Raw genomic sequence first — 23374 nt, 5'->3', positions numbered from 1 at the left:
GTTTGGTAAAGATGACCCAGCAAACACCGGGGGATTAACATGCTGAACGCGGCCGATGCGGAATTTGTCGAAAGACTTGCTGGGGACCTTCCTGACGACACTCTACGCCCCGCAGAACCACGTTATCTGGAAGAGCCGCGCGGTGCCTGGATGGGCAAGTCCGAATGGGTTGCCCTGCCCCGCACCGTCGAAGAGGCCGCGACGATCCTGCGCGCCTGTCAGGCCGCGCGGGTGGGCATTGTGCCATACGGCGGCGGCACCGGACTCGTCGGTGGACAGGTGTCCGGAGACGGTCCGCAAACGCTCGTCCTGTCACTGGAGCGCATGTCCGCGATCCGCGCCGTCTACCCGCAGGAGAACGTCCTGATCGCCGAAGCTGGCGCGACTCTGGCTGATGTGCAAGCTGCTGCCGAGACCGAGTCGCGGTTGTTTCCGCTGTCGCTGGCGTCAGAAGGCACTGCGCGGATCGGCGGCAATCTGTCGACCAATGCGGGTGGCGTGAACGTGCTGCGCTATGGCAATGCCCGCGATCTCTGCCTCGGGCTGGAGGCGGTCCTGCCCGACGGTCAAATCTGGCACGGGCTCCGGCGGTTGCGCAAAGACAACACCGGCTATGATCTGCGCCACCTTCTGATCGGGGCCGAAGGCACGTTGGGCATCATCACCGCAGCCGCGCTGAAACTGTCGCCTATACCTGCCGGGCGCGGAACCGCGATCATGGCGGTGCGCGATCCCGCATCCGCATTGGCGTTGCTGTCGCTGGCCCGTGACCAGATCGGCGAAGCAGTCAGCGCCTTTGAGCTGATCGACCGCACCGGCACCGATTTCCTTGCCGAAAAGCTGCCGGATGTCCGCCTGCCCTTTGACCCGATACCCGAATGGATGGTCCTGATAGAAGTGGGCCTGCCGCGCGGATTGGTCCCCTCGGAAGCGCTGGAAGAGCTGTTCGTGGCCGCATTCGACGCCGATCTGGTCACCGATGGGCTGGTCGCGCAGTCGGATACACAACGTGCCGAGTTCTGGACCATGCGCGAATCCATTCCACTGGCCAACCGGCAGATCGGCGCGATTGCCAGTCATGATATCTCTGTCCCCTTGGGCGCTCTGCCTGAATTTATCGCCCGTGGCCGCAAAACCATTGCCGCCATGGGCGATTTTCGGGTGAATTGCTTTGGCCATGTCGGAGACGGCAATCTGCATTTCAACATCTTCCCGCCGAAAGGCCGTAACAAGGCCGAATTTTCCAATCTGAAACAGGCAATGACCCGCGCCGTCCACGACCTTGTGCATGACATGGAAGGCTCGCTCAGTGCCGAGCATGGCATCGGACGGCTGAAGGTCGATGATCTGGAGCGCTACGGCGACGCGACGAAACTGTCAGCCATGCGCGCGATCAAATCCGCACTGGACCCGGCTGGCATCATGAACCCCGGTGCGGTGCTGCCAAAAGCATGAGACGCGCATCAACCCCACGCCTCCGTCCCCCACACGCAAGGCTTGCATGACGGTTGTTCGCTCTGTTCGCCTTGTATAAGGTCGGACGTGGATTTAGGAACCGTTCGAAAGTCGGTTCAATGGTAAGGAACATGGTCATGTTAGCGCGTTTAGGCTTGAAAAAGAGCGTTACGACAGAAGAGCCGAAAGACGAATGGTTCGACGCGTTTCAAGTCAATCCTCGGGCCTTGATATTCAGCAAACAGCGGATCGTCGTTTCCTTTTCGCCAAAATCGGCATGCTCGCATGTGGTGACGTGGTTTTTTCTGAAAGAACGCCTGTTGGCGGCTGCGAACTACTATCACCCCTGGCCGCATAATTTCCGCACCAAAGTCTATTATGACAGTGCGCAATTTAGACGGCGACGCAATGCGCTTCTGGCCAACGGGCAACAAGACTGGACCTTGATCAAGGTCACGCGCGACCCGGTCAAGCGCCTTGTCGCGATTCTAAGACATGCTGTCAGATTTCCCATTGCGGACGAGATTGCCTTGCAACGCGGAATCAATATCAAGCGTGACGGCCTGTCTTTGCGAGAATTCGGAGAGGTTCTGAAAACAGTGGATCTGACGCGGGCGGCGCGACAGGTGGATACTCATCTTTGCTCTCAGATCCATCCGATATGGGACATGCCATTTGGCCGGACAATTACGTTGAACCTGGACGAAGTATCCCTGAACGATGGCTTGAACGACATTGAACGGAGCCTTGGGCTGGAGGTCACGAATTTCTCCGCGCATCCCAAATTCGATGAAATCAGAGAGAGCCATTACGTCAATAATGACCAGGATCTCGACACCGAGCAGAACCCGGAAGACGTGAAGTTCCGTCGCAATCAGGTAGAGCGCCGGTTCCCGAAAACGGTGCTTCAGAAACTGCCCTATACAAGCGAACTGGCGCATCACCTCTATCCCGATGACTTTTCGCAGGTCGTCACCAATGACACCAAAGGTGAATTGTTCCGGACCAGGTAGCCGCAGCCCCATGTCCGGCTGCGATCCACCAATCTTTCGAACAGAATATCCGGTAGATGCCTGATGCCATGTATCAGCGCCTGTTTATTTTGGTGGATAATTCCTGATTTCTGAACACCGCCATCGAGCGATACGGAAAAACCGGAAAGGCATCCTTGTTTGCCGGTAATCCCGTGCTTGGAGCGAACTGGCGTATCGCATTGATACCCCGTTCTTTGTCATCTGCGTGGCAATTCGCCGGTCTCTCGCTCGGGCAGAAAAACCCGTCTTTCAGGGCAAAAAAGACGCTTGACGCCCTCCGAGTGCTGCACTACCTAGCGTCCACCGTGGCGGAGTAGCTCAGCCGGTTAGAGCAGCGGAATCATAATCCGCGTGTCGGGGGTTCAAGTCCCTCCTCCGCTACCATTTAATTCTACATCATGGCGCAGGCTGCAAACCGGGTCGGTTCCCGGCTATGCTGCACACGCTTCAGGTTCCGAGATTGGCGCGCAAAAGCGCAACCTCGCATGCTGTGCGAGGCAAGCGCTTGCCGCCCCGCACAGGTGGATTGCCCAAATAAAACTGTGTCGGTTCAGTTCACCCGGCTCCAGGTTTGCCCCCGGCAAATGCCCAGCACGCAACCTTCCACCTTCAGCGAACTGCCGTTCAGCTGCATTCTGGAGTTGTAGGTCTTGTCACGGTCAGGTGCCCAGATCTTGCCACCGGCATATTTTCCATTGCCCTTGGGCTGCATCGCCCAGATCATCCGCTTGCCGATATTGGGCGAACTGACTTTCTTGCCCGACTTGTCATAGCCCTGCCCCAACACGCCGCAGATCTCGGCACCGCAGGTGCTGATCTTGACCAGACCAAAATTACCGTTGTCGTCGGGCTGGGTTTGCCAGGTGCCCTCGACCGGATCTGCCAATGCCGCCCCCGCGACCAGCGCAACTGCAGCGGCCAATGCCATTATTTTCATCTCTGTTCCTCCCTGAGTGATGGGACAATCCTGACGTGTCGAAGCTGCGTTGATCAAGTCTGACGTCAGGTCGCGTTGCATTCTGTCCGTCCCCGGTGCAAAAGCCGAACCGGAACAGACAGACAGGAAGACGCAGATGATCCTTTATCCCGCCATCGACCTCAAGGACGGCCAGGCCGTGCGGCTTTTGCGCGGGGATATGGAGAAATCCACCGTTTTCAACGACGACCCCGCCGCGCAGGCGATGGAGTTTGTCGAGGCCGGGTGTGAGTGGCTGCACCTGGTGGATCTGAACGGTGCCTTCGCGGGCGAGCCGGTGAATGCGGCCGCGGTCGAGGCGATTCTCGCGCGGACAAAAGTGCCGGCACAGCTGGGTGGCGGGATTCGCGACATGGCCACGATCGAGCGTTGGCTGGAACGGGGCCTCGCCCGCGTCATCCTTGGGACGGTCGCCGTGGAAAACCCCGCGCTGGTGCGCGAGGCAGCAGCCGCCTTCCCCGGCAAGGTCGCCGTGGGCATTGATGCGCGCAACGGACGTGTCGCCACCAAGGGCTGGGCCGAGGAAACCGATGTCATGGTCACCGACCTCGCGCGCAGTTTCGAGGACGCCGGCGTCGCCGCGATCATCTACACCGACATCAATCGTGACGGTGCAATGCAGGGCCCGAATATCGAGGCCACCGCGGCACTGGCCCGCGCCGTATCCATCCCGGTGATCGCCAGCGGCGGCGTGTCCTCACTGGAAGACATCATCGCGCTGCGCGACTGCGGGGCCAACCTGAACGGCGCAATCTCAGGCCGCGCACTTTATGACGGGGCGCTCGACCTAAAATCGGCCCTCACGGCGCTGAAGGCCTAGTTGCCAGCGGCGGCAGATGTCAGCTTGGCCAGCGCGCCGGTCATCATCTTCACATATTCGGCACCGTCGGGGATGGACAATTCGTCCAGCATTTCTTCTGGATCCTCATAGGCCAGCCAGACCTGGCCTTCGCCATCCTTGTAGACCAAAACCCGCAGCGGCAGATACAGTCCCGCCAACGCGTCATCCTGCATGGCAGGCGTACCAAGCTTGGGATTGCCGAAAATCAGCAGTTGCTCGTCATCCAGCACCATGTCGACCGAGGCCGCCCCCGCCGCGTGATCCACCCGTGCAAAGACGGTGGTACCAGCCCCTGTCACCGCCTCTTCCAGCCGGTCCATCGTTGTGGCGACATCTCCGGAGGCCTGCACTTTGATAATATCGTCATCACTGGCGAGGGCGGGGAATGCGACAAGGCAGAAGGCGGCGGCAAGCAAGTGTTTCATAAAGCACTCCGATGGCTGTAAAACTTGCCCCTATCGTCGTGTAACCGCACGCGCCTGCCCATCAACAATTTCGTGAGGTGGCGTTCCGGCGGATTGCCGCTAACGCAACGGCCCCGTCCGAAACAGCCGCACCTTCAGCCCCCCGAACGACACTGGCGCGCCCTGCGGCGCGAATGGCAGTCCGGTCGCTTTCGCCAACCCCGCCTCGCTGGTCACGATCCCGACGCGCCATCCCGCGAACCGCTCTTTCAGCACCTGCCCCAAAGACCCGTAAAGCCCGTAGAGCAGCTTCTTGTTGCCGATACGCCCACCATATGGCGGATTGACCATCACCAGCCCCTTTGGTCCCTCTGGCGGCTCCAGCGCACTGATCGGCTGGCACTTGAATTGCGTCAAGGCGGAGACCCCGGCGCGCGCGGCATTGGCCTGGCTCATCCGGATCGCCCCGGCATCACGGTCAAACCCGAAATACCGCACCGGCCCATCAGCCACGTCAGAAGGCCCGCGCATTCCAGCAAATGCGTCAACATCAAAGCCTGCGAATTTCTCGAAGGCAAATGCCCGCGAGCGCCCCGGCATCAGACCTGCCGACCACTCTGCCGCCTCAATCGGAAACGTCCCCGACCCGCACATCGGGTCAACCACCGGCTCGGCCCCGTCATAGCCGCATTGCCGCAGGAACAGCGCCGCCAATGTCTCGCGCATCGGGGCCTTGCCAACGGCCTCTTTATGGCCGCGCTTGTGCAGAGCATCGCCCGAAGTATCGACGGAAAAGCCGCAGAAATTATCCTCGATCCGCGCCAGCACCCGCACCGGCGCGTCATCGGCGACCGGCGCGCCAAGCTCTTCGGTGATCGCCCGCACGATCCGTTCGCTGGCCGCCCCTGCATGATAGATCTTTGACCGGCGGCAGGTGACCTCGACCTTCACGGGCACATCCGTCCGCAGGACGTCCCCCCAGGGAAATTTGCGCGCCCGCTTGTCCATTTGCGCCAGATGGAACACCGGAAACCCGCCGATCCGTGCAAGCACCCGCCCGGCACCCCGAAGCGCAAGATTGGCCCGCCAGACCTCGGGCCAGCCCCCCTGAAAGCTCACGCCCCCCGGCACGGCCTCCAACGGACCAAATCCCAGCGCGCCAGCCTCCTCGGCCAGCACCTCTTCCAACCCCGGCGCTGCCGCCAGAAAGATCTCAAACGTGTTTTCCATATGGCTGCCATAGATCAATCGCCCCGCCCCCGCGACAGGTTTTTCACCAACTCCACCGACACCCGCTAACTGCAAGGTCGTGGCAGGTCACTCAACGACCTGCGTGTTTTCCACGCTTGCCGCCCGCCCTGCCGCCGCGTATGACGTCGCCCATGTTGAAGACACGCATCATCCCCTGCCTTGACGTGGCCGACGGCCGTGTCGTCAAGGGCGTCAACTTCGTCGATCTGCGCGACGCCGGTGACCCCGTCGATGCCGCCCGCGCCTATGACGCGGCCGGAGCCGACGAGATCTGCTTTCTCGACATCCACGCGACCCATGAAAACCGCGGCACAATGTTCGATGTGGTCACCCGCACGGCAGAGCAATGCTTCATCCCCCTGACAGTCGGTGGCGGCGTAAGGACCGCTGCTGATGTCCGGGCGCTGCTGCTGGCAGGTGCCGACAAGGTCAGCTTCAACTCCGCCGCCGTCGCCGATCCGGACGTCGTGGCCCGCGCTGCGGACCAGTTTGGAAGCCAGTGCATCGTCGTAGCCATAGACGCCAAGACCACAGCCCCAGGCCAATGGGAAATCTTCACCCATGGCGGCCGCCGTCCCACCGGCATTGATGCTGTGGATTTTGCCCGCACTGTCACGGCCAAAGGTGCCGGAGAGATTCTGCTCACCTCGATGGACCGCGACGGCACGCGTGCAGGTTTTAACCTGCCGCTGACCCGCGCCATCTCGGATGCTGTTTCTGTCCCGGTGATCGCCTCGGGCGGCGTCGGCACGCTCGATCACCTTGTCGAAGGCGTCACATTGGGCGGGGCTTCCGCCGTGCTGGCCGCCTCGATCTTCCATTTCGGTGACTATACGATTACCGAGGCCAAGGCCCATATGGCTGCCGCCGGCATTCCTATGAGGATGACATGACCCTCGACGATCTCGCCGCCACGATCGCGGCACGCGTCCAAGCCGACCCGGATAGCTCCTGGACGGCCAGGCTTCTCGCCAAAGGCCCGGAAAAATGCGCCGAGAAGTTCGGAGAAGAGGCGATAGAAGCCATTATCGAAGCCATCAAAGATGACAAATCGCGCCTCGCGTCAGAAGCCGCCGATGTCCTGTTTCATCTCCTCGTCATGCTTCAGTCGCGCAACGTGCCGCTCTCGGATGTCATGGCGGAACTGGCGCGGCGGCAAGGCACTTCCGGCATCAGCGAAAAAGCGTCGCGCTCGGAATAGCTGACGACGGGACGGTGGGCGGGGCGCCTTCCGGCGCAGCCGGAACAGCGGCGCACAACGTCACGTCAGTTTCGACGACAATATCCCGGTGTTGAAGCCGCCCATACGCAACTCACCGAACAATCGCTGGTATTCGATCTTCGGGCAACGGTTCATGATCACATCGCAACCGGCCGCTCTGGCCGCCTGTGCCGCCTCATCATGCTGCACACCGATCTGCATCCAGACCGTACGCAGCGCAGGCAACACCTGAAGCGCTTCTTCAACAATATCGGGCACAGCCTCTGAGCGGCGAAATATATCAACCATATCGACTGGTTGCTTGATATCTGTCAGCGATGCCCGCACCGTTGCACCAAAAAGCTGTTTACCAACATGACCGGGATTCACCGGAATCACCTGAAACCCCTTCAGCGCCAGATACCGGGCAACATAGTGGCTGGGCCGCACCGGATTGGGCGACACCCCGACCACCGCGATGGTTTTCGTCCGGGTCAGTATCTTTTTCAGGAAGGCGTCGGAATATGTTTCACTCATGCGCCCAAGCTACCGTCATCATCGTGCCGACAAAAGTCGAAAAAGAAAAGGCGCTCAAGAACCAGTCTTGAGCGCCAGTAGCGGAACGAGGGACAGTGTAAAAGAGCTTCGGGGTTCCGGCCCGTGCTCTTGATACAGTAGATAGGCAACAGGCTGAAAATTATAAGGACCACTCAAGGAAATGTGATTGACAGCTGAATCCCGACACTTTGCGGACGATCAAATGGCCTGCGCTTCGCCGGGATGCGCAGGGTGATCTCACGCTCCCACCGACTCGTGCAGACGTTCCGAAGCGTCCCGCCCGACCGTGCGCGCCCTGCGGAACCAAAACAGCTTTCCCGTGCCATTCCATGTGCCAACCGAGGGTGCCGTGACATCGCAGGGAAACCGTGCACGCCAACCATCGGGCAAGGGCAGACCGCATGCCTCGGCCCGGCCCAACATCCAGACCAGTGGAATATTCGCCAAAGGCCGTGACGCGATATGCCCGTTCAGTTGTCCACCGACATCCCCATGGGTGCCGCGAAACCAGACCTGTTCGGCCTTGCCCGGCCAATCCGGCGGGCTTGTCCACAAAACCGGCGCATAGGCATGACGGGTCTCGTTCAGCGCCAGCGCGTGGTAGCCATGCCGGATACTCGCGCCCAGCTCATGGTTGTGAAACCCGTGCTTATCCTCGATCCAGCGCCACAACACGGGCAATCTCAAGCCAAGCGCCTTGACGGTATCCCACACGCCGATCATCTCGATCGGGGCTTGCGGATGGCAATGGGCCTGACCAAACGACCGGGTGACCGGGCCTGCCGGGTCGCTTTCGTAAAGCCTGTAGATCGTCCGGATATTCCGGACTGTCGCCTCTTCGGCGCGCAGCAGTCCAACGCGGTCGATCAGACCCGCCAAAGACCGCACCGCATAGGCACCACGCGAATACCCGAACAGAAAAATCCTGTCTCCCGGCCTGTAGCGCGACGCCAGAAAACCGTAAGCCCTTCGGATCTGACGGTTTATGCCGCGCCCGGTCAGAACATCCGCGGTGCTTCGCCATTCCTGCCACTGAATGCCTGCCTCGTAATACAGCGACAGCTGGCCGTTCATCTCTTCCAGCAGACGGTAAGTGATGCCGGCATTGGTCTCTTCGCCGGGGACCAAGGACGACATCGTGCCATCCAGAACGATCACATGAGTGCGAATCCCACGCCGGGCGCTCAACGCCGAATGATCGGCCCGAAATGTCCGGCGCAGCCAGGTTACGAATCTGTCACTCAGCCGCGATGGCCACATCGTTCAACATTTCCCATACTCTGTGCGGCGTGAAGGGCATGTCGGCCTGACGTACCCCGCGCTGCCACAATGCATCCTGCACAGCATTGGCGACAGCGGCCATTGCCCCGACAGTTCCCGCCTCTCCGCAACCTTTCATCCCCATCGGGTTGGCCGTCGACGGCACCGGGCGCGTCGAGAAGGAAATCATCGGCACATTGTCGGCCCGTGGAACCGCATAGTCCATGAACGTCGCCGTGAGCAGTTGCCCATCCTCGTCGTAAACCACGCGTTCCGTGATCGCCTGACCAAGCCCCTGAGCGACCCCGCCATGCACCTGCCCTTCGGCCAGCATCGGGTTGATGAGGTTGCCGAAATCATCAACAACCGTATAGCGGTCGACCTGCACATCACCGGTTTCGGGGTCAATTTCGACCTCGGCAATATGCGCGCCATTCGGATAGGACCGTCCCGGCAATTCGTCGCGCGCGTCATGCCGCAACAGATCGTCACGACCGGCCTCGCGCGCCATCTGGGCCACTTCCAGCATGGTCGGCGTCACGTTCGACCCCTCGGCGCGGAATTGCATATCATCAAAGCTGACATCAGCCGCGTCGACGCCCAGTTTTTCGGCCAGAAACGCCGAAAATTCTGTCACGATCTTTGCAACTGCGGTCAGCGTCACGTTCGTCTGCGTGGTGACAGAGCGTGACCCGCCCGTGCCGCCGCCCTTGGCGATCAGATCACTGTCACCTTGCACCACACGGATCCGATCTGCTGGAATGCCGGACTGGTCGGACAGGAACTGCGCATAGACAGTTTCATGGCCCTGACCGTTCGACTGGGTTCCGACAAACAAGGTCACGCTGCCATCCTCCTCGAACTCTACTCTGGCACCTTCGGAAGGATCCCCCAAAATACTTTCGATATAGTAACAGATGCCCAACCCGCGCAGCCGCCCCTTGGCTTCGGACGCCGCCTTGCGCGCAGCAAGACCGGCGTGGTCCGCCTCTTCCACGGCTCTGTCCAGAAGCTTGGCAAACTCGCCGACGTCATAAAGCTCTCCGGTGGCGGTCTTGTAGGGAAACGATGCCTCGGGAATGAAGTTCCGTCGCCGCAATTCGACCGGATCAATATCCAGCTCGCGCGCGGCGCGGTCCATCAGCCGCTCCAGCAGGTAGATTGCCTCGGGCCGTCCGGCACCGCGATAGGCGTCAACCGGTGCGGTATTGGTGAAATACCCTTCGGCACGCAGCCAGGTGTTCTGCACGTCATACGTGCCCATCAACACGCGGCCGAACAGAAAGGTCTGAATAGCCTGCGCAAATTGCGAATTGTAAGCACCAAGGTTGAATTTGCTATGCACGCGGTAGGCCGTGATCTTGAGGTTTTCATCAAAGGCCAGCTCGCCCAGGCTGACCAGATCGCGCCCGCCATTGTCCGACAGCATCGCCTCTGTCCGGTCCGACATCCAGCGCACGGGACGGCCCAACGTCTTCGCGGCAAAGGCCACAACATGATATTCCGGATAGGCAAACCCCTTCATCCCGAAGCCTCCGCCGACATCCGGGTTGGTCACGCGCACCTTGTCGTCGGGCAAGCCAAACGCCTTGGACAGCAGGTCCTTCTGCCCCCAGACGCCCTGGCCGTTGACCGAGACATGGAGCTTGTCAGCGTCCCATTCGGCGAAACATCCACGCGGCTCCATCGAGCAGACCATGATCCGGTTGTCGGGCACTTCAAGGCTGACCACATGGGCGGCAGCCTCGAACGCCGCGTTGCAGGCCTCTTCATCGCCCAGACCGTAATCCAGCGCCCGGTTGTCCGGTGCCTCGTCATGGATCGCCACGTCGCCCGGCGCACAGGCCATCTGGGCGGGCAATTCGTCATAGTCCAACTCGATCAGCTCTGCCGCGTCCTTGGCTTGCTGTAGCGTGTCTGCGACCACCATCGCCACGGCCTCGCCGACATGACGCAGCTTGCCCCGCGCCAGAACCGGGCGTTCGGGTGCGGCACCGTCCGTACCATCGCGATTGGGCTGCGTGGCACCGGGAATGTGAACATCCAGCCCACCATCCAGCAGGTCCTGAACGGTCAGCACCGCATGCACACCTTCAGCCGCGCGCGCCTCATCCACGTTCAACGTGGTGATCGTGGCATGCGCGACGGGCGACCGAAAGACATACGCAAACAGCGCCCCTTCCGGGGCTATATCATCGACATAGCGGCCATGCCCTGTCAGGAACCGGACGTCCTCGACACGTTTGACTGGCTGACTCTTGCCAAATTTATCCATATCCCATTCTCCCGTTGGCGTCCGTTGTTGTTTGTGGGCGAGACTAATCCCTGCGTACAAACTGTCCAGCCCCGCACCGCGGGAAGGCGGTTCCGGGCACCTGCGCGCAGGGATGAAAAGATCGTGAGGTGCCCCGGCATATCTCAGTGATCTACGACGAAGCGGGCTGGCAATCGCTTATGCACAGGGGCGTTTTGGACAAAAGGCCCCCCCCCGCTTTCAGGTGTCGTCCTCGATGGCGTAGCGGTTGAATACACCGCTTTGGGTCATGAAAAACACGAAGATCGCAGCCGTCAGCCCGAATGTCTTGAAATAGACCCAGGTCTCGGTGCTCATCGTGCGCCAGATCACCTCGTTCAGAATCGCCAGTGTCAGGAAGAACGCCGTCAGCCGCCGGGTCAGGATCATCCAGCCCTCTTGTTGCAGCGGCATGACCTCTTCCATCACGAATTTCAGATAGCTTTCGCCGCGCAGCAAGCCGATCCCAAGCGCGCCGCCAAACAGCAGGTAGATCATCGTCGGCTTCATCTTGAAGAACTGATCGTCGTTGAACCAGACGCTCAGCCCGCCGAACACCACCACCAGAACCAGCGTGGCCACCTGCATCCGCGACAGCTTGCCGGTCAGCTTCCACAGCGCAAGCGTCGAAAGGATCATCAGTGGCACAAAGCCCGCCGTTGCCAGGATGAACCCGTCATACATGGTTCCGTTGATTTCATAGCTGTTCCCTTTCAGCCGTAGAAACGCCACGAAGAACACGACGACGGGGCCAAGCTCCAGCGCCAGTTTCAGTATCGGATTGATCTTGCGCTCTGCCAAAACAGGCCTCCATTCGGGTAATGCGGGCTTAGCCGCCAAATTCAACTATGACCGCGCCTGCGGCAATCAAGGTCATCAACGCAATCCGTCGCGGTCCGACCGTCTCTTTCAGCACCAGCCAGCCGATCAGCGCCGCAAACACGGTCGAGGTTTCGCGCAGGACCGCCGCCTCGCCAACCTTGTCAAGCCGGGTTGCCAGCATGATCGACCCGAAGCTGAAGAACGCAATCACGCCGCCGACCACACCCCGCACCAGAAGCGGCGGCAGTGTCGGACGCTCGGACAGTTTTCGCCAGCGCATCACGCCCAGCACCGGAAATGCCACCCCATCGATCATGAAAAACCACGCCAGAAAGGTAAACGGATCCGCAGTGGCCCGGATACCGTAGGCGTCGTAGGTGGTATAAAGCGCCACGAAGATCCCGGTGAGAAAGGCCAGCATAAGTGCCGCCCACAAAGTGTCTCGCGCTTGGGTCAGAAAGATCAGATTGTAGACCGCAAGCCCGAAGATGCCCGCCAGCAGGACACCGACACCCAGCCACTGCGTGACCGAAAACACCTCGCCAAAGATCAGATAGGCCCCGATGACTGCAAATAGCGGTCCGGTCCCGCGCACGACCGGGTAGACCACCGTATAGGCACCCTTGGTATAGGCCTGCGCCTGCAACAGCTTGTAGCCGGTGTGAATGACAAAAGCGCCCACGAAGATCGGCCACATATGCGGCTCTGGCCAGGGCACGACGAACAGCGCAAAAGGTGCCGCCATCAGCCCGTAGCTGCCGTCAATCGCCGCGCGGCTGAGCCACGGATCGTGCCGTCCCTTTTGCAACGCGCCGAACACGGCATGCAGAAACGCCGCCAGCAACGCCAGCACAAGTGCAAGCTGATGTCCGGCTTCGGTGCCTTCCAAAGAGATCAGCCAGGCGCTCATGCAATACCCAACCTTTCGGAACCACGCGCCAAGCAAACGAGTTGACTGTCCATGATCCGGCCGGATCGCAATGCAGGGGGAGGCATGCTCGAAACAATTGTCAGTGAATTCAAAGGCAGCTTTGCCGCCATCCCGGCAGAGGTTGCCGCGGTCCGGCTGCTCGCAGCGGTCCTGTTCGGCGGTATGATCGGGTTAGAGCGTGAACGCCGCGAAAAACCGGCCGGGCTGCGGACACATATGCTGGTGTCGATGGCCGCCTGTCTGTTCATCGTCGTCAGCCAGCAGCTCGCCGCGATGTTCGCCGAGACCGACGGTCTGCGCGTCGATCCCCTGCGCCTGATCGAGGCGGTGACCGCAGGTGTCGCATTCCTCGCGGCCGGGATTATCTTCACCTCTGGCGACAAGGTCCGCAACACCACGACCGGCGCATCTATGTGGCTGGCCGGGGCTGTGGGACTTGCCTGCGGATCAGGACAACTGCCGCTGGCCGCGATGGCAACAGTGATCGTTCTGGCCGTACTACTGCTATTGCGTGAGGTTGAGCGCTGGATGGGCACGCGGTAGCGCGCGTCTACAGGTGGCCTGCGCCTGCAAGGCAGCATCTGATTATCGTCGGTCACGCCCGGTCTAGACCGGTCAGAGCGGCGGCAAAATCCTCGGGGTCAAACGGGGCCAGATCGTCGATCTGCTCGCCCACTCCGATGGCATGGATCGGCAGGCCGAACTTATCGGCCAATGCGACAAGCACGCCCCCTTTTGCGGTCCCGTCAAGCTTTGTCATCACCAGCCCCGACACATCGGCAAGCTTCCGGAAGGTTTCAACCTGACTCAGCGCGTTCTGGCCGGTCGTCGCATCCAGCACCAGCAGCGTGTTATGTGGCGCGTCGGGGTCTTTCTTGCGGATCACCCGGACGATCTTGGACAGTTCCTCCATCAGGTCGGCGCGGTTTTGCAGGCGGCCCGCCGTGTCGATCATCAGAAGGTCCGCACCATCCGCCTGCGCCTTGGTCATGGCGTCAAAGGCCAGACTGGCCGGGTCAGAGCCTGCGGGCGCGGTCAGCACCGGCACACCTGCGCGATCCCCCCAGACCTGCAACTGCTCTACCGCGGCGGCGCGAAACGTGTCGCCCGCCGCAATCACGACCGATTTGCCCGCCGCCCGAAACTGGCTGGCCAGCTTGCCGATCGTCGTGGTCTTGCCAGAGCCATTCACGCCCACCACCAGCACGACCTGCGGCTTTGACGGATAAAGCGGCATCGGGCGGGCGACCGGATCCATGATCCGGGTAATCTCGTCCGACAGCAATTGTTTGATTTCCGGCACCGACAGCTTTCGCCCCATGCGCCCCTCGGCCATATTGGCGGTGACCCGCAAAGACGTATCAACGCCCATATCCGAGGCAATCAGCAATTCTTCGAGGCTTTCGAGCATGTCGTCGTCAAGCGCGCGCCGCACCACAATGCGATCCTCGCGCCGTCCCAACAGGCGGTTGAGCAAGCCAGTGCTGCGGGGGGGCACTTCCTGCGGTGCTTCAATCGGGATCTCCAGCGGCGCGGGTGCGGGCACCCGATCAGGCGTGCGCACGGGCACTTCCTGCGGTGCCTGCTGTGGTACTTCGACAGGGCTGTTGCCGGGAATGTCCGGGCCGGGCGTGGGTTCGGGTGCCGGGTTTGGCGGCACCTCCGGCTCTGGCGGGGTCTGCGGCGGCAAATCTGGCTCCGGCACCGGCTGCGGCTCTTCCGGCAAATCGGGTGCTGGTGCAGGCGGCACTTCGGTGGGCGTGTCTGGCGCGGGCGGGGTGGGCGCAGGCGGGGTGGGCGCAGGCGTCTCGCCCGGAGATTCAGGCGCGGTTTGTACCGCCCGCTCCTGTTCCGCGCTGCGCGGAGGCTCGGAAAGCGCTTTGTCTTCTTCGCCGCCCTCGCCAACGATCGCTTCCAGCCCCTCGTCCAGCTTTGACGACGACTTGAACAACCGGTTCTTCATCTTGCCGAAAAAAGACATACCCAACCTCAGCTTGTGATGCTTATCACCTAATACCACACTGGCTGAGATGAAAGTCCCAGTTGTCCAAGCGGCTGCTGAATTAGTTGAGCCACTGATCGCAATCCATCGCTGATGAGGCTGCGCCTCAACTGCACTCCACCGCCATCCGACCCCGTAACCGCCAGTCAGTCACCTTGTCGAAGGTTGCATAGCGAAGCCATCATCGGATTTGCAGAAAGCTGAAGGCAAAGCGACAGGGGCTGCGCCGCATCGTTGCCTTTGCTTTGCTGCGACAGGCCCACGAAGCGCAGGCCAAACAAAGGCGATCAAGCGAGATCGACCCACATCCGGACCGTGGCTGGTCACTTCAACTGACTGTCCTTCGACCCGCGCCGGTTCATGCCACCGCGCGCCTTGAACGCGCCGTCGCGTTCCTGTTGGCAGTCGATGCAAAGTTTCACCCCCGGCAAGGCGATACGGCGGGCTTCTGGGATTTCTTCTTCGCACTCGGCACAATGGGTCAGGCTTTCGCCGGTCGGTGCGCGCCGTGCCTTGAGACGTGCCAGTTCGTCATTGATCGACGCCTCGATCTGTTCGCTTACCGCGCCGTCGCGCGCCCATCCGCCTGCCATGCCATCCTCCGTCAATCAGCCTTCCTTGAACATAGGTATGCGCACCCATTCTGCAAAGGGTTTGGCCGCTTGACCTTTCGCCGCTGCCGCTATGTTTCAAACCAAAGGAGATTTGTCGCATGTTTCGTTTTGTCATTGCCCTTTTGTTGGCCGCTTTCACCGCACTGCCCGGCATCGCTGCACAGGGATTCACGTTCAAATCCATCGACGGCGGCACACTGTCGCTGGATCAGTGGAAAGGTCAGCCGGTGCTGGTGGTGAATACCGCGTCTCGCTGCGGGTTCACGCCGCAATTCGACGGGTTGCAGGCGCTTTATGACGCCTACCGGGATCAGGGATTGATCGTACTGGCCGTGCCCTCCAACGATTTCAAACAAGAGCTGGCCTCGGAAGAAGAGGTCAAGGAGTTCTGCGAGTTCAATTTCAATCTCGACATGCCAATGACCACCATAAACCATGTGCGCGGGCAGGATGCGCATCCGTTCTACGGTTGGGTCGAGGCCCGGACAGGCTTTGTCCCGTCGTGGAATTTCAACAAGATCCTGATCGGACCCGAGGGCGACGTTCTGGGCACATGGGGCGCACTGACGACACCGCAATCCGCGTCCATCATCAACGCCGTGAAAGCTGCGCTGCGTTAACGGTGTTCTTCGGCTGCAGTCGCCGCCAGAGCCCGGTTATAGGCCTTGAGCGCATCGACATGGTAAAGCGCGCCTTGCAGAACCGCCGCCTCACCCTCCAGCTTCACCACCGGCAGGAAGGCGACGCCGGATTTATCAAATACCGGCAGGGCCGTCTCCAGCGTCGCACTTTCCTGAACGTACAGGCCTTGCGCGATCATCTCCTGGCAGGTTTCCTCATCCGCGGTGTTTTCGTCCGTGACCCGGCGCATGACCCCCGTGACGCGGAACATCGCCAGAAGATAGGTCTGCGGGCCGGCGGCAAGCCGCACGTTGCGCTGTTCCAACTGGGTCAGGAAAAACGACCGGTTGACGAGACGTGACGCAAGCGCTGTTGACAGGGAGACCGAGACCATCACAGCCAGTCCCGTCTGCCAGTCGCCTGTCAGTTCGAACACGATCAGCGTGGTCGAGATTGGCGCACCCAGCACCGCCGCCGCGACCGCGCCCATGCCCGCCAGCGCGTAAAGCGTGTCGGCACCAGAGCTGTCAGGGAAAAGTCCCGTGGCGATCCCGCCGAACGCCAGCCCCGTCAGCGCCCCCACCATCAACGAGGGCGAGAAGATCCCCCCACCCATGCGACCTGCCAAGGTCACCGCCACCGCGATGACCTTGAGAACGGCAAAGACAATCGCCTCATGCGTCAACAACTGGCCGGTCAGCGCCATGCTGGTCGTTTCATAGCCGACACCGATGATATGCGGGAACTTGATCGCCATCACGCCAAGGATCAGCCCTGCGAGCGTTGGCCGCACCCAGACCGGCAGGCCGATGCGGTTTTCCAGCCGGTTTTCAACGCCTTCAGCATAAAAGATCGCCCGCATCATCACCACGGCGACCAGTCCGCAGACCAGACCCAGAACAAGGAACGCAGGCAGTTCAAGGTAGAATTCCAGTGTCGTGGTTCCGGGCAGGGTGAATTCTGTGACGTCGCCAAAGGCCAGCCGGTTGATCACCGTCCCCGCAGCGCTGGCCACGACAATCGGCGCAAAAGCGTGCAGGGAAAAGTGGCGCAGGACAACCTCCAGCGCGAACAGCGCACCGGCAATGGGCGCGTTGAAACTGGCCGAAACCGCCGCCGCCACGGCGCAGCCCATCAGATCGCGTCCGGTGATCCCGTCGGCCCTGATCAGGTTACTGATCCAGCTGGAAATCGTCGCCGCGATATGGACCACCGGCCCTTCCCGGCCGGACGAGCCGCCGGTTGACAGCGTGATCAACGACGCCAATGCCGAGACCAGTCCCGCCCTTTTCTGCACCCGTCCGTCATTCAGCGCGGCCCCTTCGATCACATCCGCCACCGCGTGAACGCGCTTGTCGGACGTGAACCAATGCAGCAAGAGGCCCACGGCCAACCCACCCCCAACTGGCACCAGAAGCACCACATACCAAGGCAATGTCCCGGCAAAACTGTGCAGGCTGTTCACGTCTGACGTGCCGTAAAAAGCCGTTTGCAGGATGTCGATGCCGCTACGGAACAGCAGTGCCGCAAAGCCCGCCGCGATGCCGATCACCAGCGCGATGAACCAGAACTGAATCTGGCTGGGTCCGCGATTGCGCAGCAATTGCCAGCCGCGGCCGAACATCCGGGCCATATCCGCCAGTTGTGCTTGCAGCGCCGTTACATACCGTCCGCTCAAAGTCTTTGCCTCGCTTCGCCTTTCCCCACTGGCCGGGTCGGGATAGGATGCGCCCCGCCCCTACGGAGTGTCCCGCATGAACATCCACGCAGCGCTTGACGCGCTTGAAGCCTTCCTAGGCCAACGGCTCAGCCGGTCCAAGTCCGATCTATCTCTGCATGGCGAATCAGAGACCCATTTTCCGCGAATGCCTCCCGATGCGGTCGCCTATCCCGAAACCACGGCAGAGGTCAGCCGTATCATGCAAATCTGTGCCAGGCATGGCTGCCCGGTGATCGCCTGGGGCGCTGGCACCTCGCTGGAGGGGCACACCTCGGCCGTCAAAGGCGGCGTGACATTGGATATGGGGCGCATGAATCGCGTGCTCGACATTCAGGCGGCGGATATGGATGTGCGGATACAGCCGGGTGTGACGCGCGAGGCCCTGAACGCAGAGTTGCGCGCGACAGGTCTGTTTTTCCCGATTGACCCCGGTGCCAATGCCACACTTGGCGGGATGGCAGCAACGCGCGCCAGCGGCACAACAGCGGTGCGATATGGGACGATGCGGGACAATGTGCTGGCGCTGGAGGTGGTTCTGGCCGATGGCCGTGTGATCCGTACCGGGACGCGGGCGCGCAAATCCAGTGCGGGCTATGACCTGACGGCGTTGTTTGTCGGCTCCGAGGGCACGCTGGGTATCATCACGGAATTGACCTTGCGGCTGCACGGCCAGCCAGAGGCGATCTCGGCCGGGGTCTGCGCCTTCGAGGATTTTCACGGGGCCGTGAACGCCGTGATCGAGACCATCCAGATGGGCCTGCCATTGGCCCGGATGGAGTTTCTGGACGAAGCCAGCGCCGCCGCCGTCAACGCCTATGCGGGCATGACCTTTCCCGAAAAGCCGCACCTCTTGTTCGAACTCCACGGCAGTCCCGACAGTGTCGCCGAGGATGCGCAGCGTTTTGGAGATATTGTCACCGATCACGGCTCTAGCGGCTTTGAGTGGTCCGACCGGACCGAAGATCGAAAAACGCTTTGGGCGATGCGACACAACGCATTCTATGCGATTCTGGCACTGAGGCCCGGAGCGCGGTCGCTGGTGACAGATATTTGCGTGCCGATCTCTCGCCTCGCGCAAGCTGTCGAGGAAACCCGCGCAGATATCGCACGGTCAGGGCTTGCAGGGCCCATTCTCGGACATGTGGGCGACGGCAACTTTCACGCCATCCTGCTGGTGGATCCCGCAGAACCTTCGGAAATGGCGGCGGCAAAAGCAGTGTCACACAGGATGGTCGAACGGTCTCTGGCGCTTGGCGGTACGGCCACAGGCGAGCATGGCGTGGGTCTGGGCAAGCGTGACTATATGGCAAAAGAGCATGGCGATGGCTGGGCGGTCATGGGCCAGTTGAAACAGGCACTGGACCCCTTGGACCTTCTGAATCCTGGGAAACTCGTCCCATAGTGAACAGGGACCGAGCTTGACCTCATTGAGCGCCTTTCGGCGCACAGGTCGGTTTTCTTGCAAGGGGCGTACCGCCCCCTCTTGGCCTCTCGGCCAATTCACCCCCGCGCGCATGTGGTGCCGGTTGCGCAAGACCTCAGACCTTCAGCAAAACCCGCGCGGCTGCCCGTGCCTCATCAGTGATGGTGTCGCCGGCCAGCATCCGGGCCAGTTCATCAATTCTGTCTGGTGGGGTAAGCGGTGTGACAGTCGACGTTGTCATCCCGTCGGCCACCCGTTTTTCCACCCGCCAGTGATGCGCCCCAAGCGCCGCCACCTGCGGCGAGTGCGTGACGACAAGCACCTGCCCGTCTTCGGCAAGCGCCGCCAGCCTGCGCCCGACGGCATCTGCCGTTGCGCCCCCGACGCCTCTGTCGATCTCGTCGAAAATCATCGTGATGCCGGACTGGTGCTGGCTAAGACAGACCTTGAGGGCGAGCAGGAACCTGCTCAGCTCCCCCCCGGAGGCGATCTTGTTCAGCGGCCCGGACGGCGCGCCAGGGTTTGTGGCGACTGTGAAAGCCACCGCATCGCGCCCCTCAGGTCCAGCGGAACCGTCGTCGATCTGCGTGTTAAAGACCGCGCGGTCCATCTTCAGCGGTGCCAATTCGGCAGAAACGGCCGCATCAAGGGCGGCAGCGTTCTTGCGCCGGGCGTCTGTCAGGGCGCGGGCTGCCGTATCATACGCGGCCTCAGCATCCGCCGCGACAGTTCTGAGATCGGCAAGTCCCGCATCCCCCGCATCCAGCGCTGCCAACCGGTCCATCAGATCGCGGGCGAGATCCGCCAAACTGTCCGGACTGACCTGATGCTTCCGCGCCGCCCCGCGTATGGCAAAGAGCCGCTCTTCGGTGTCTTCCAGCTCTCGCGGATCGAAACTGAGCGCGCGCAACGCATCTTCCACGCCCTGCGCCGCTTCGCCAAGCTCGACCATGGCACGCTCCAGCGCCGCAACAGACCCGTCAAGCCGCCCATCCGCCCGGTCAATCACGCCGTCGATCCAGCGCATCGCATTTCCCATCGACCCTTCGGCCCCTTCGGGACCAAGCGCCGACAGCGCCCGCGAAACGTCCGCGCGGGTCCGTTCGGCACCTTGCATCAGACGACGGCGGGCATCCAGAGCCGCCTCTTCGCCGGGCTGCGGATCCAGCTTTCCCAACTCATCCACGGCATGACGCAGAAAATCCTCCTCCGCGCGCATTTCGGACAGGTCTGCCTCTGCCTGCACAACAGCCTTGGCCGCCGCAGAGACCGCACGCCAGGCCTCTCTGACTGTGCTGACCAGACCGCCGTGGCCGCCGAAGTCATCCAGTAGCGCCCGGTGGACGCGGGGGTTCAGCAATCCCTTGTCGTCATGCTGACCATGCAGTTCCACCAAGGTTTCCGACAGGGCCCGCAAGACATCGCCAGAAACGCGCCTGTCATTCACCCAAGCCGTCTTGCGCCCGTCAGGTGTATTTATGCGTCGCAGGATCAACTCGTCAGAACCGGGCAAGCCGGCCTCTTCCAGCACCGCATACGCCGCATGCCCTGCCACGAGATCGAAGACTGCGACAACCTCTCCTTGCTCTGCGCCCGCACGCACCAGTTCGGCGCGGCCCCGCCATCCCAGCACGAAACCCAGCGAGTCCAGCAGAATGGATTTGCCCGCCCCGGTTTCCCCGGTCAGCACGTTGAGGCCCGGCTGAAATTCAAGCTCCAGCCGGTCGATGATCAACATGTCACGAATTTCAAGCGCCCGAAGCATGGCCTAATCCCACCATGACGGCGTCTCAGCCCCGACAGCGCTCAACGTCATCAGCAATAATCCGTAAGTCGCCACCCCGAAAGCGGGATGGCGGGCGGGGCGTCGCCGAAGGCGCGCGTCGTCTCGGCATCCATGGTTTACAACCACTGGCCTTTGACCATCTGGCGATAGATCTGCGCCAACCAGTTGTCGCCTGCGGCCTTCAACTCAAGCCCCTGACCGGTCAACAGCTTGAAACTGTCCTGATACCAATCGGTGGATTGATAGTTGTAACCAAGGATCGCCCCGGCGGTCTGCGCCTCATCCGTCAGACCCAGCGACAAATACGCCTCGACCAGCCGGTGCAGGGCTTCCGCCGTATGCGTCGTGGTCTGGAAATCCTCGACGACCACCCGGAAACGATTGATCGCTGCGGGGAAATGCTCGCGCCGTAGATAGTAACGGCCAATCTCCATTTCCTTGCCGGCGAGATGATCAAACGCCAGATCGAACTTCAGAATCGAGCTGCGGGCATATTCGCTGTCAGGATAGCGTTCAATCACGGTCCGCAGACTTTGCAGCGCCTGGAATGTCAGCCCCTGATCACGGCCGACTTCCTCGATCTGATCGTAATAGCTTAGCGCCAGAAGATATTGCGCATAGGCCGCATCGTCATCGGTCGGATAAAAATCGATATAGCGCTGCGCGGCACCCCGGCTGTTTTCGTAGTCCTTGTCTTTGTGATAGGCAAAGGCTTGCATGATCAAGGCCCGCTTGGCCCAGTCCGAATAGGGATAAAGCCGCTCTATCTCGGAGAAGTAAAACGCAGCATCTTCCGGCTTTTCACGATTCAGCTCGAATTCGCCACGTTCATAAATCTGCTCCGCCGTATAGCTCTCCAGCGGCGCGCCACCAGAACGGCCCGGTGCCTTCTGCAAGATGCCGCAGCCGGCTAGAAAAGCCGACACGAGCAATGCTGTGACCACCCCCGTACGCGATCCGACGCCTGCCATGCTTGCTCTTCCTCGTTCGACCTTGTGGGTTTCACCCACTTTCCTGCCCCGCTCCTAGCATAGAAAGTTCCGGTGCAAAACGCCTTTGCAACGATTCATGCGCAGGATGTGACCAAGGACACGCGTTGTGTCAGGCGACGGCGGGAATTTCGTGGCGTTCAACGCCCGATCCGGGCAGCCGTGCGGCAGTTTCCGGATCACAAACTGTCATCCGGAATGCGCCCGGCGTTGCGAACAGCGCGTGCAGCAATGTGTTCGTCATCGCGTGACCGGCACGAAAGCCTGTATAACGCCCGAGGATCGGCGCACCGGCAAGGGCCAGATCGCCAAGCGCGTCGAGCATTTTATGGCGCACAGCTTCATCTGCGTGTCGGAACCCGCCGGGGCTCAGCACGTCGGCACCGTCAACGACAACGGCGTTTTCCAGCGTCCCGCCAAGCGCCAGACCATTGGCATGCATCATGTCCACGTCGGCTTTGCGACAAAACGTCCGGCTGTCGCACAGCTCGCGGACAAACGCCCCGTTTGCCATGTCCAGCGCCATTTCCTGTTCACCGATCGCCTCATCCGCAAAATCAATATGAAAATCAATCACAAGACGATCCGCCGGATCAAGCCGCGCCCAGCCGTTCGGCGTGCGCACTTCAACGGGCTTCAAAATCTCAAGCGCGCGGATCGGCGCGTATTGTTCACGCACGCCGCGGGCAAGGATGCCCGACACGAAAGGTTGCGAGCTGCCATCAAGAATCGGAACCTCGGGGCCGTCAATCTCGACCAGTGCGTTGTGAATGCCACAACCGGCAAGGGCTGCCATGACGTGTTCGATGGTCGATACGGACACACCCGCCTTGTTGATGATGCGGGTGCAAAGGGGGGATTGCTCGACCACATCCCAACGCGCCGGGATCAACGTATCGCCCAAGCTGATATCGGTCCGTTTGAACCAGATGCCATGCTCTGCGCTTGCAGGGCGCAACGTGAGGCACGCGGGCTTGCCCGAATGCAGACCCACACCTTCGAAACTAACTGCCGATCTCAACGTCGTCTGCACGACAAACCCCCAAACATCTGCGCGCCTGAATTCAAACCAGCGCGTCTTGTGATTGGAAATAGTCTCTGGGGGCGGCGCGCTCAAATCAAACATTGCTACGCTTTGAAACATGCCCGCAACATGATGGGCGAGAACCCGCCAAAACTAGAAAAACGCGCTG

The 23374-nt window shown here is 61.2% G+C and carries 22 protein-coding genes and 1 tRNA gene; 9 read left to right on the top strand and 14 right to left on the bottom strand.

The genetic code is table 11. The features are described from left to right. The first annotated feature begins 39 nt into the window (after positions 1-39). The 3 genes from ACN0WV_RS12475 to ACN0WV_RS12465 all read left to right on the top strand — a co-directional run bounded on the left by ACN0WV_RS12475 (position 40) and on the right by ACN0WV_RS12465 (position 2873). Positions 40-1455 carry an FAD-binding oxidoreductase gene (locus ACN0WV_RS12475; RefSeq protein WP_417606174.1) on the top strand — a complete coding sequence of 472 codons (1416 nt, stop codon included), beginning with the start codon at positions 40-42 and terminating at the stop codon, positions 1453-1455. A 71-nt stretch (positions 1456-1526) separates the two neighbouring features. Then, the gene (locus tag ACN0WV_RS12470) at positions 1527-2468 is read left to right on the top strand and encodes a hypothetical protein (RefSeq protein WP_417606173.1); all 942 of its coding nucleotides are present in this window, start codon (positions 1527-1529) and stop codon (positions 2466-2468) included. A gap of 328 nt (positions 2469-2796) precedes the next feature. Further along, positions 2797-2873: transfer RNA gene (locus ACN0WV_RS12465), tRNA-Met, on the top strand. A gap of 166 nt (positions 2874-3039) precedes the next feature. Here ACN0WV_RS12465 and ACN0WV_RS12460 read toward each other — a convergent pair. Beyond that, complete coding sequence (locus ACN0WV_RS12460) at positions 3040-3426, bottom strand: DUF2147 domain-containing protein (protein ID WP_417606171.1); 387 nt, start codon at positions 3424-3426, stop codon at positions 3040-3042. Between the two features lie 136 nt (positions 3427-3562). Here ACN0WV_RS12460 and hisA point away from each other — a divergent pair, with 136 nt between their 5' ends. Beyond that, on the top strand, positions 3563-4285 hold the full coding sequence (hisA, locus tag ACN0WV_RS12455; RefSeq protein ID WP_417606169.1) for a 1-(5-phosphoribosyl)-5-[(5-phosphoribosylamino)methylideneamino]imidazole-4-carboxamide isomerase: 723 nt from the start codon (positions 3563-3565) through the stop codon (positions 4283-4285). Here hisA and ACN0WV_RS12450 read toward each other — a convergent pair. Together ACN0WV_RS12450 and ACN0WV_RS12445 are read right to left on the bottom strand one after the other, a co-directional pair. Beyond that, positions 4282-4731, bottom strand: coding sequence for a DUF302 domain-containing protein (locus tag ACN0WV_RS12450; protein WP_417606167.1), 450 nt, complete (start codon positions 4729-4731; stop codon positions 4282-4284). The genes hisA and ACN0WV_RS12450 overlap by 4 nt on opposite strands. Positions 4732-4830: 99 nt before the next feature. Continuing rightward, positions 4831-5940, bottom strand: coding sequence for a THUMP domain-containing class I SAM-dependent RNA methyltransferase (locus tag ACN0WV_RS12445; RefSeq protein WP_417606165.1), 1110 nt, complete (start codon positions 5938-5940; stop codon positions 4831-4833). Positions 5941-6092: 152 nt separating this feature from the next. Here ACN0WV_RS12445 and hisF point away from each other — a divergent pair, with 152 nt between their 5' ends. Both hisF and ACN0WV_RS12435 read left to right on the top strand, forming a co-directional pair. Further along, positions 6093-6854 carry an imidazole glycerol phosphate synthase subunit HisF gene (gene hisF / locus ACN0WV_RS12440; protein WP_417606163.1) on the top strand — a complete coding sequence of 254 codons (762 nt, stop codon included), beginning with the start codon at positions 6093-6095 and terminating at the stop codon, positions 6852-6854. Further along, on the top strand, positions 6851-7162 hold the full coding sequence (locus tag ACN0WV_RS12435) for a phosphoribosyl-ATP diphosphatase (RefSeq protein ID WP_417606161.1): 312 nt from the start codon (positions 6851-6853) through the stop codon (positions 7160-7162). The genes hisF and ACN0WV_RS12435 overlap by 4 nt, the downstream gene beginning before the upstream one ends. Before the next feature lie 60 nt (positions 7163-7222). On the opposite strand, the gene ACN0WV_RS12430 is transcribed toward ACN0WV_RS12435, so the two are convergent. The 5 genes from ACN0WV_RS12430 to ACN0WV_RS12410 all read right to left on the bottom strand — a co-directional run bounded on the left by ACN0WV_RS12430 (position 7223) and on the right by ACN0WV_RS12410 (position 13005). After that, the gene (locus ACN0WV_RS12430; protein WP_084353337.1) at positions 7223-7699 is read right to left on the bottom strand and encodes a CoA-binding protein; all 477 of its coding nucleotides are present in this window, start codon (positions 7697-7699) and stop codon (positions 7223-7225) included. Positions 7700-7957: 258 nt separating this feature from the next. Further along, positions 7958-8980 (bottom strand): DUF2235 domain-containing protein, encoded by a 1023-nt coding sequence (locus ACN0WV_RS12425; protein ID WP_417606159.1) that lies wholly within the window; start codon positions 8978-8980, stop codon positions 7958-7960. Further along, positions 8958-11255, bottom strand: a complete 2298-nt coding sequence (locus ACN0WV_RS12420) for a xanthine dehydrogenase family protein molybdopterin-binding subunit (protein ID WP_417606157.1) — start codon at positions 11253-11255, stop codon at positions 8958-8960. The genes ACN0WV_RS12425 and ACN0WV_RS12420 overlap by 23 nt, the downstream gene beginning before the upstream one ends. Before the next feature lie 219 nt (positions 11256-11474). After that, the gene (locus tag ACN0WV_RS12415) at positions 11475-12074 is read right to left on the bottom strand and encodes an inner membrane-spanning protein YciB (protein WP_417606155.1); all 600 of its coding nucleotides are present in this window, start codon (positions 12072-12074) and stop codon (positions 11475-11477) included. Between the two features lie 28 nt (positions 12075-12102). Beyond that, positions 12103-13005 carry an EamA family transporter gene (locus tag ACN0WV_RS12410; RefSeq protein WP_417606153.1) on the bottom strand — a complete coding sequence of 301 codons (903 nt, stop codon included), beginning with the start codon at positions 13003-13005 and terminating at the stop codon, positions 12103-12105. An 84-nt stretch (positions 13006-13089) separates the two neighbouring features. Between ACN0WV_RS12410 and ACN0WV_RS12405 the strand changes: the two genes are divergently transcribed. Then, on the top strand, positions 13090-13569 hold the full coding sequence (locus ACN0WV_RS12405; protein WP_084353383.1) for an MgtC/SapB family protein: 480 nt from the start codon (positions 13090-13092) through the stop codon (positions 13567-13569). A gap of 52 nt (positions 13570-13621) precedes the next feature. Here the strand turns inward: ACN0WV_RS12405 and ftsY are convergent, their stop codons facing one another. Then, complete coding sequence (gene ftsY, locus ACN0WV_RS12400) at positions 13622-15007, bottom strand: signal recognition particle-docking protein FtsY (protein ID WP_417606150.1); 1386 nt, start codon at positions 15005-15007, stop codon at positions 13622-13624. A 344-nt stretch (positions 15008-15351) separates the two neighbouring features. Next, the gene (locus tag ACN0WV_RS12395; RefSeq protein WP_417606148.1) at positions 15352-15621 is read right to left on the bottom strand and encodes a DksA/TraR family C4-type zinc finger protein; all 270 of its coding nucleotides are present in this window, start codon (positions 15619-15621) and stop codon (positions 15352-15354) included. Positions 15622-15740: 119 nt separating this feature from the next. Here ACN0WV_RS12395 and ACN0WV_RS12390 point away from each other — a divergent pair, with 119 nt between their 5' ends. Further along, on the top strand, positions 15741-16262 hold the full coding sequence (locus ACN0WV_RS12390; RefSeq protein ID WP_417606146.1) for a glutathione peroxidase: 522 nt from the start codon (positions 15741-15743) through the stop codon (positions 16260-16262). On the opposite strand, the gene ACN0WV_RS12385 is transcribed toward ACN0WV_RS12390, so the two are convergent. Continuing rightward, a complete protein-coding gene (locus ACN0WV_RS12385) occupies positions 16259-17896 on the bottom strand; it encodes a chloride channel protein (RefSeq protein ID WP_417606224.1) in 1638 nt (545 codons plus the stop codon). The genes ACN0WV_RS12390 and ACN0WV_RS12385 overlap by 4 nt on opposite strands. 121 nt (positions 17897-18017) lie before the next feature. Between ACN0WV_RS12385 and ACN0WV_RS12380 the strand changes: the two genes are divergently transcribed. Further along, entirely contained in the window at positions 18018-19385 is a 1368-nt protein-coding gene (locus ACN0WV_RS12380; RefSeq protein WP_417606145.1) for an FAD-binding oxidoreductase, read from the top strand. Between the two features lie 136 nt (positions 19386-19521). On the opposite strand, the gene recN is transcribed toward ACN0WV_RS12380, so the two are convergent. The 3 genes from recN to lpxC all read right to left on the bottom strand — a co-directional run bounded on the left by recN (position 19522) and on the right by lpxC (position 23214). After that, a complete protein-coding gene (gene recN / locus ACN0WV_RS12375; protein WP_417606143.1) occupies positions 19522-21171 on the bottom strand; it encodes a DNA repair protein RecN in 1650 nt (549 codons plus the stop codon). 137 nt (positions 21172-21308) lie between these two features. Next, positions 21309-22163, bottom strand: coding sequence for an outer membrane protein assembly factor BamD (locus tag ACN0WV_RS12370; RefSeq protein ID WP_084353329.1), 855 nt, complete (start codon positions 22161-22163; stop codon positions 21309-21311). A 130-nt stretch (positions 22164-22293) separates the two neighbouring features. Next, positions 22294-23214, bottom strand: coding sequence for a UDP-3-O-acyl-N-acetylglucosamine deacetylase (gene lpxC / locus ACN0WV_RS12365; protein ID WP_084353380.1), 921 nt, complete (start codon positions 23212-23214; stop codon positions 22294-22296). Between the last annotated feature and the right edge of the window lie 160 nt (positions 23215-23374).

Origin of the sequence: Primorskyibacter flagellatus (assembly GCF_048268605.1) — a bacterium.
Classification (GTDB): domain Bacteria; phylum Pseudomonadota; class Alphaproteobacteria; order Rhodobacterales; family Rhodobacteraceae; genus Primorskyibacter; species Primorskyibacter flagellatus.
Note: the sequence above shows the minus strand (reverse complement) of the source record. Positions and strands in the feature narration are given on the sequence as shown.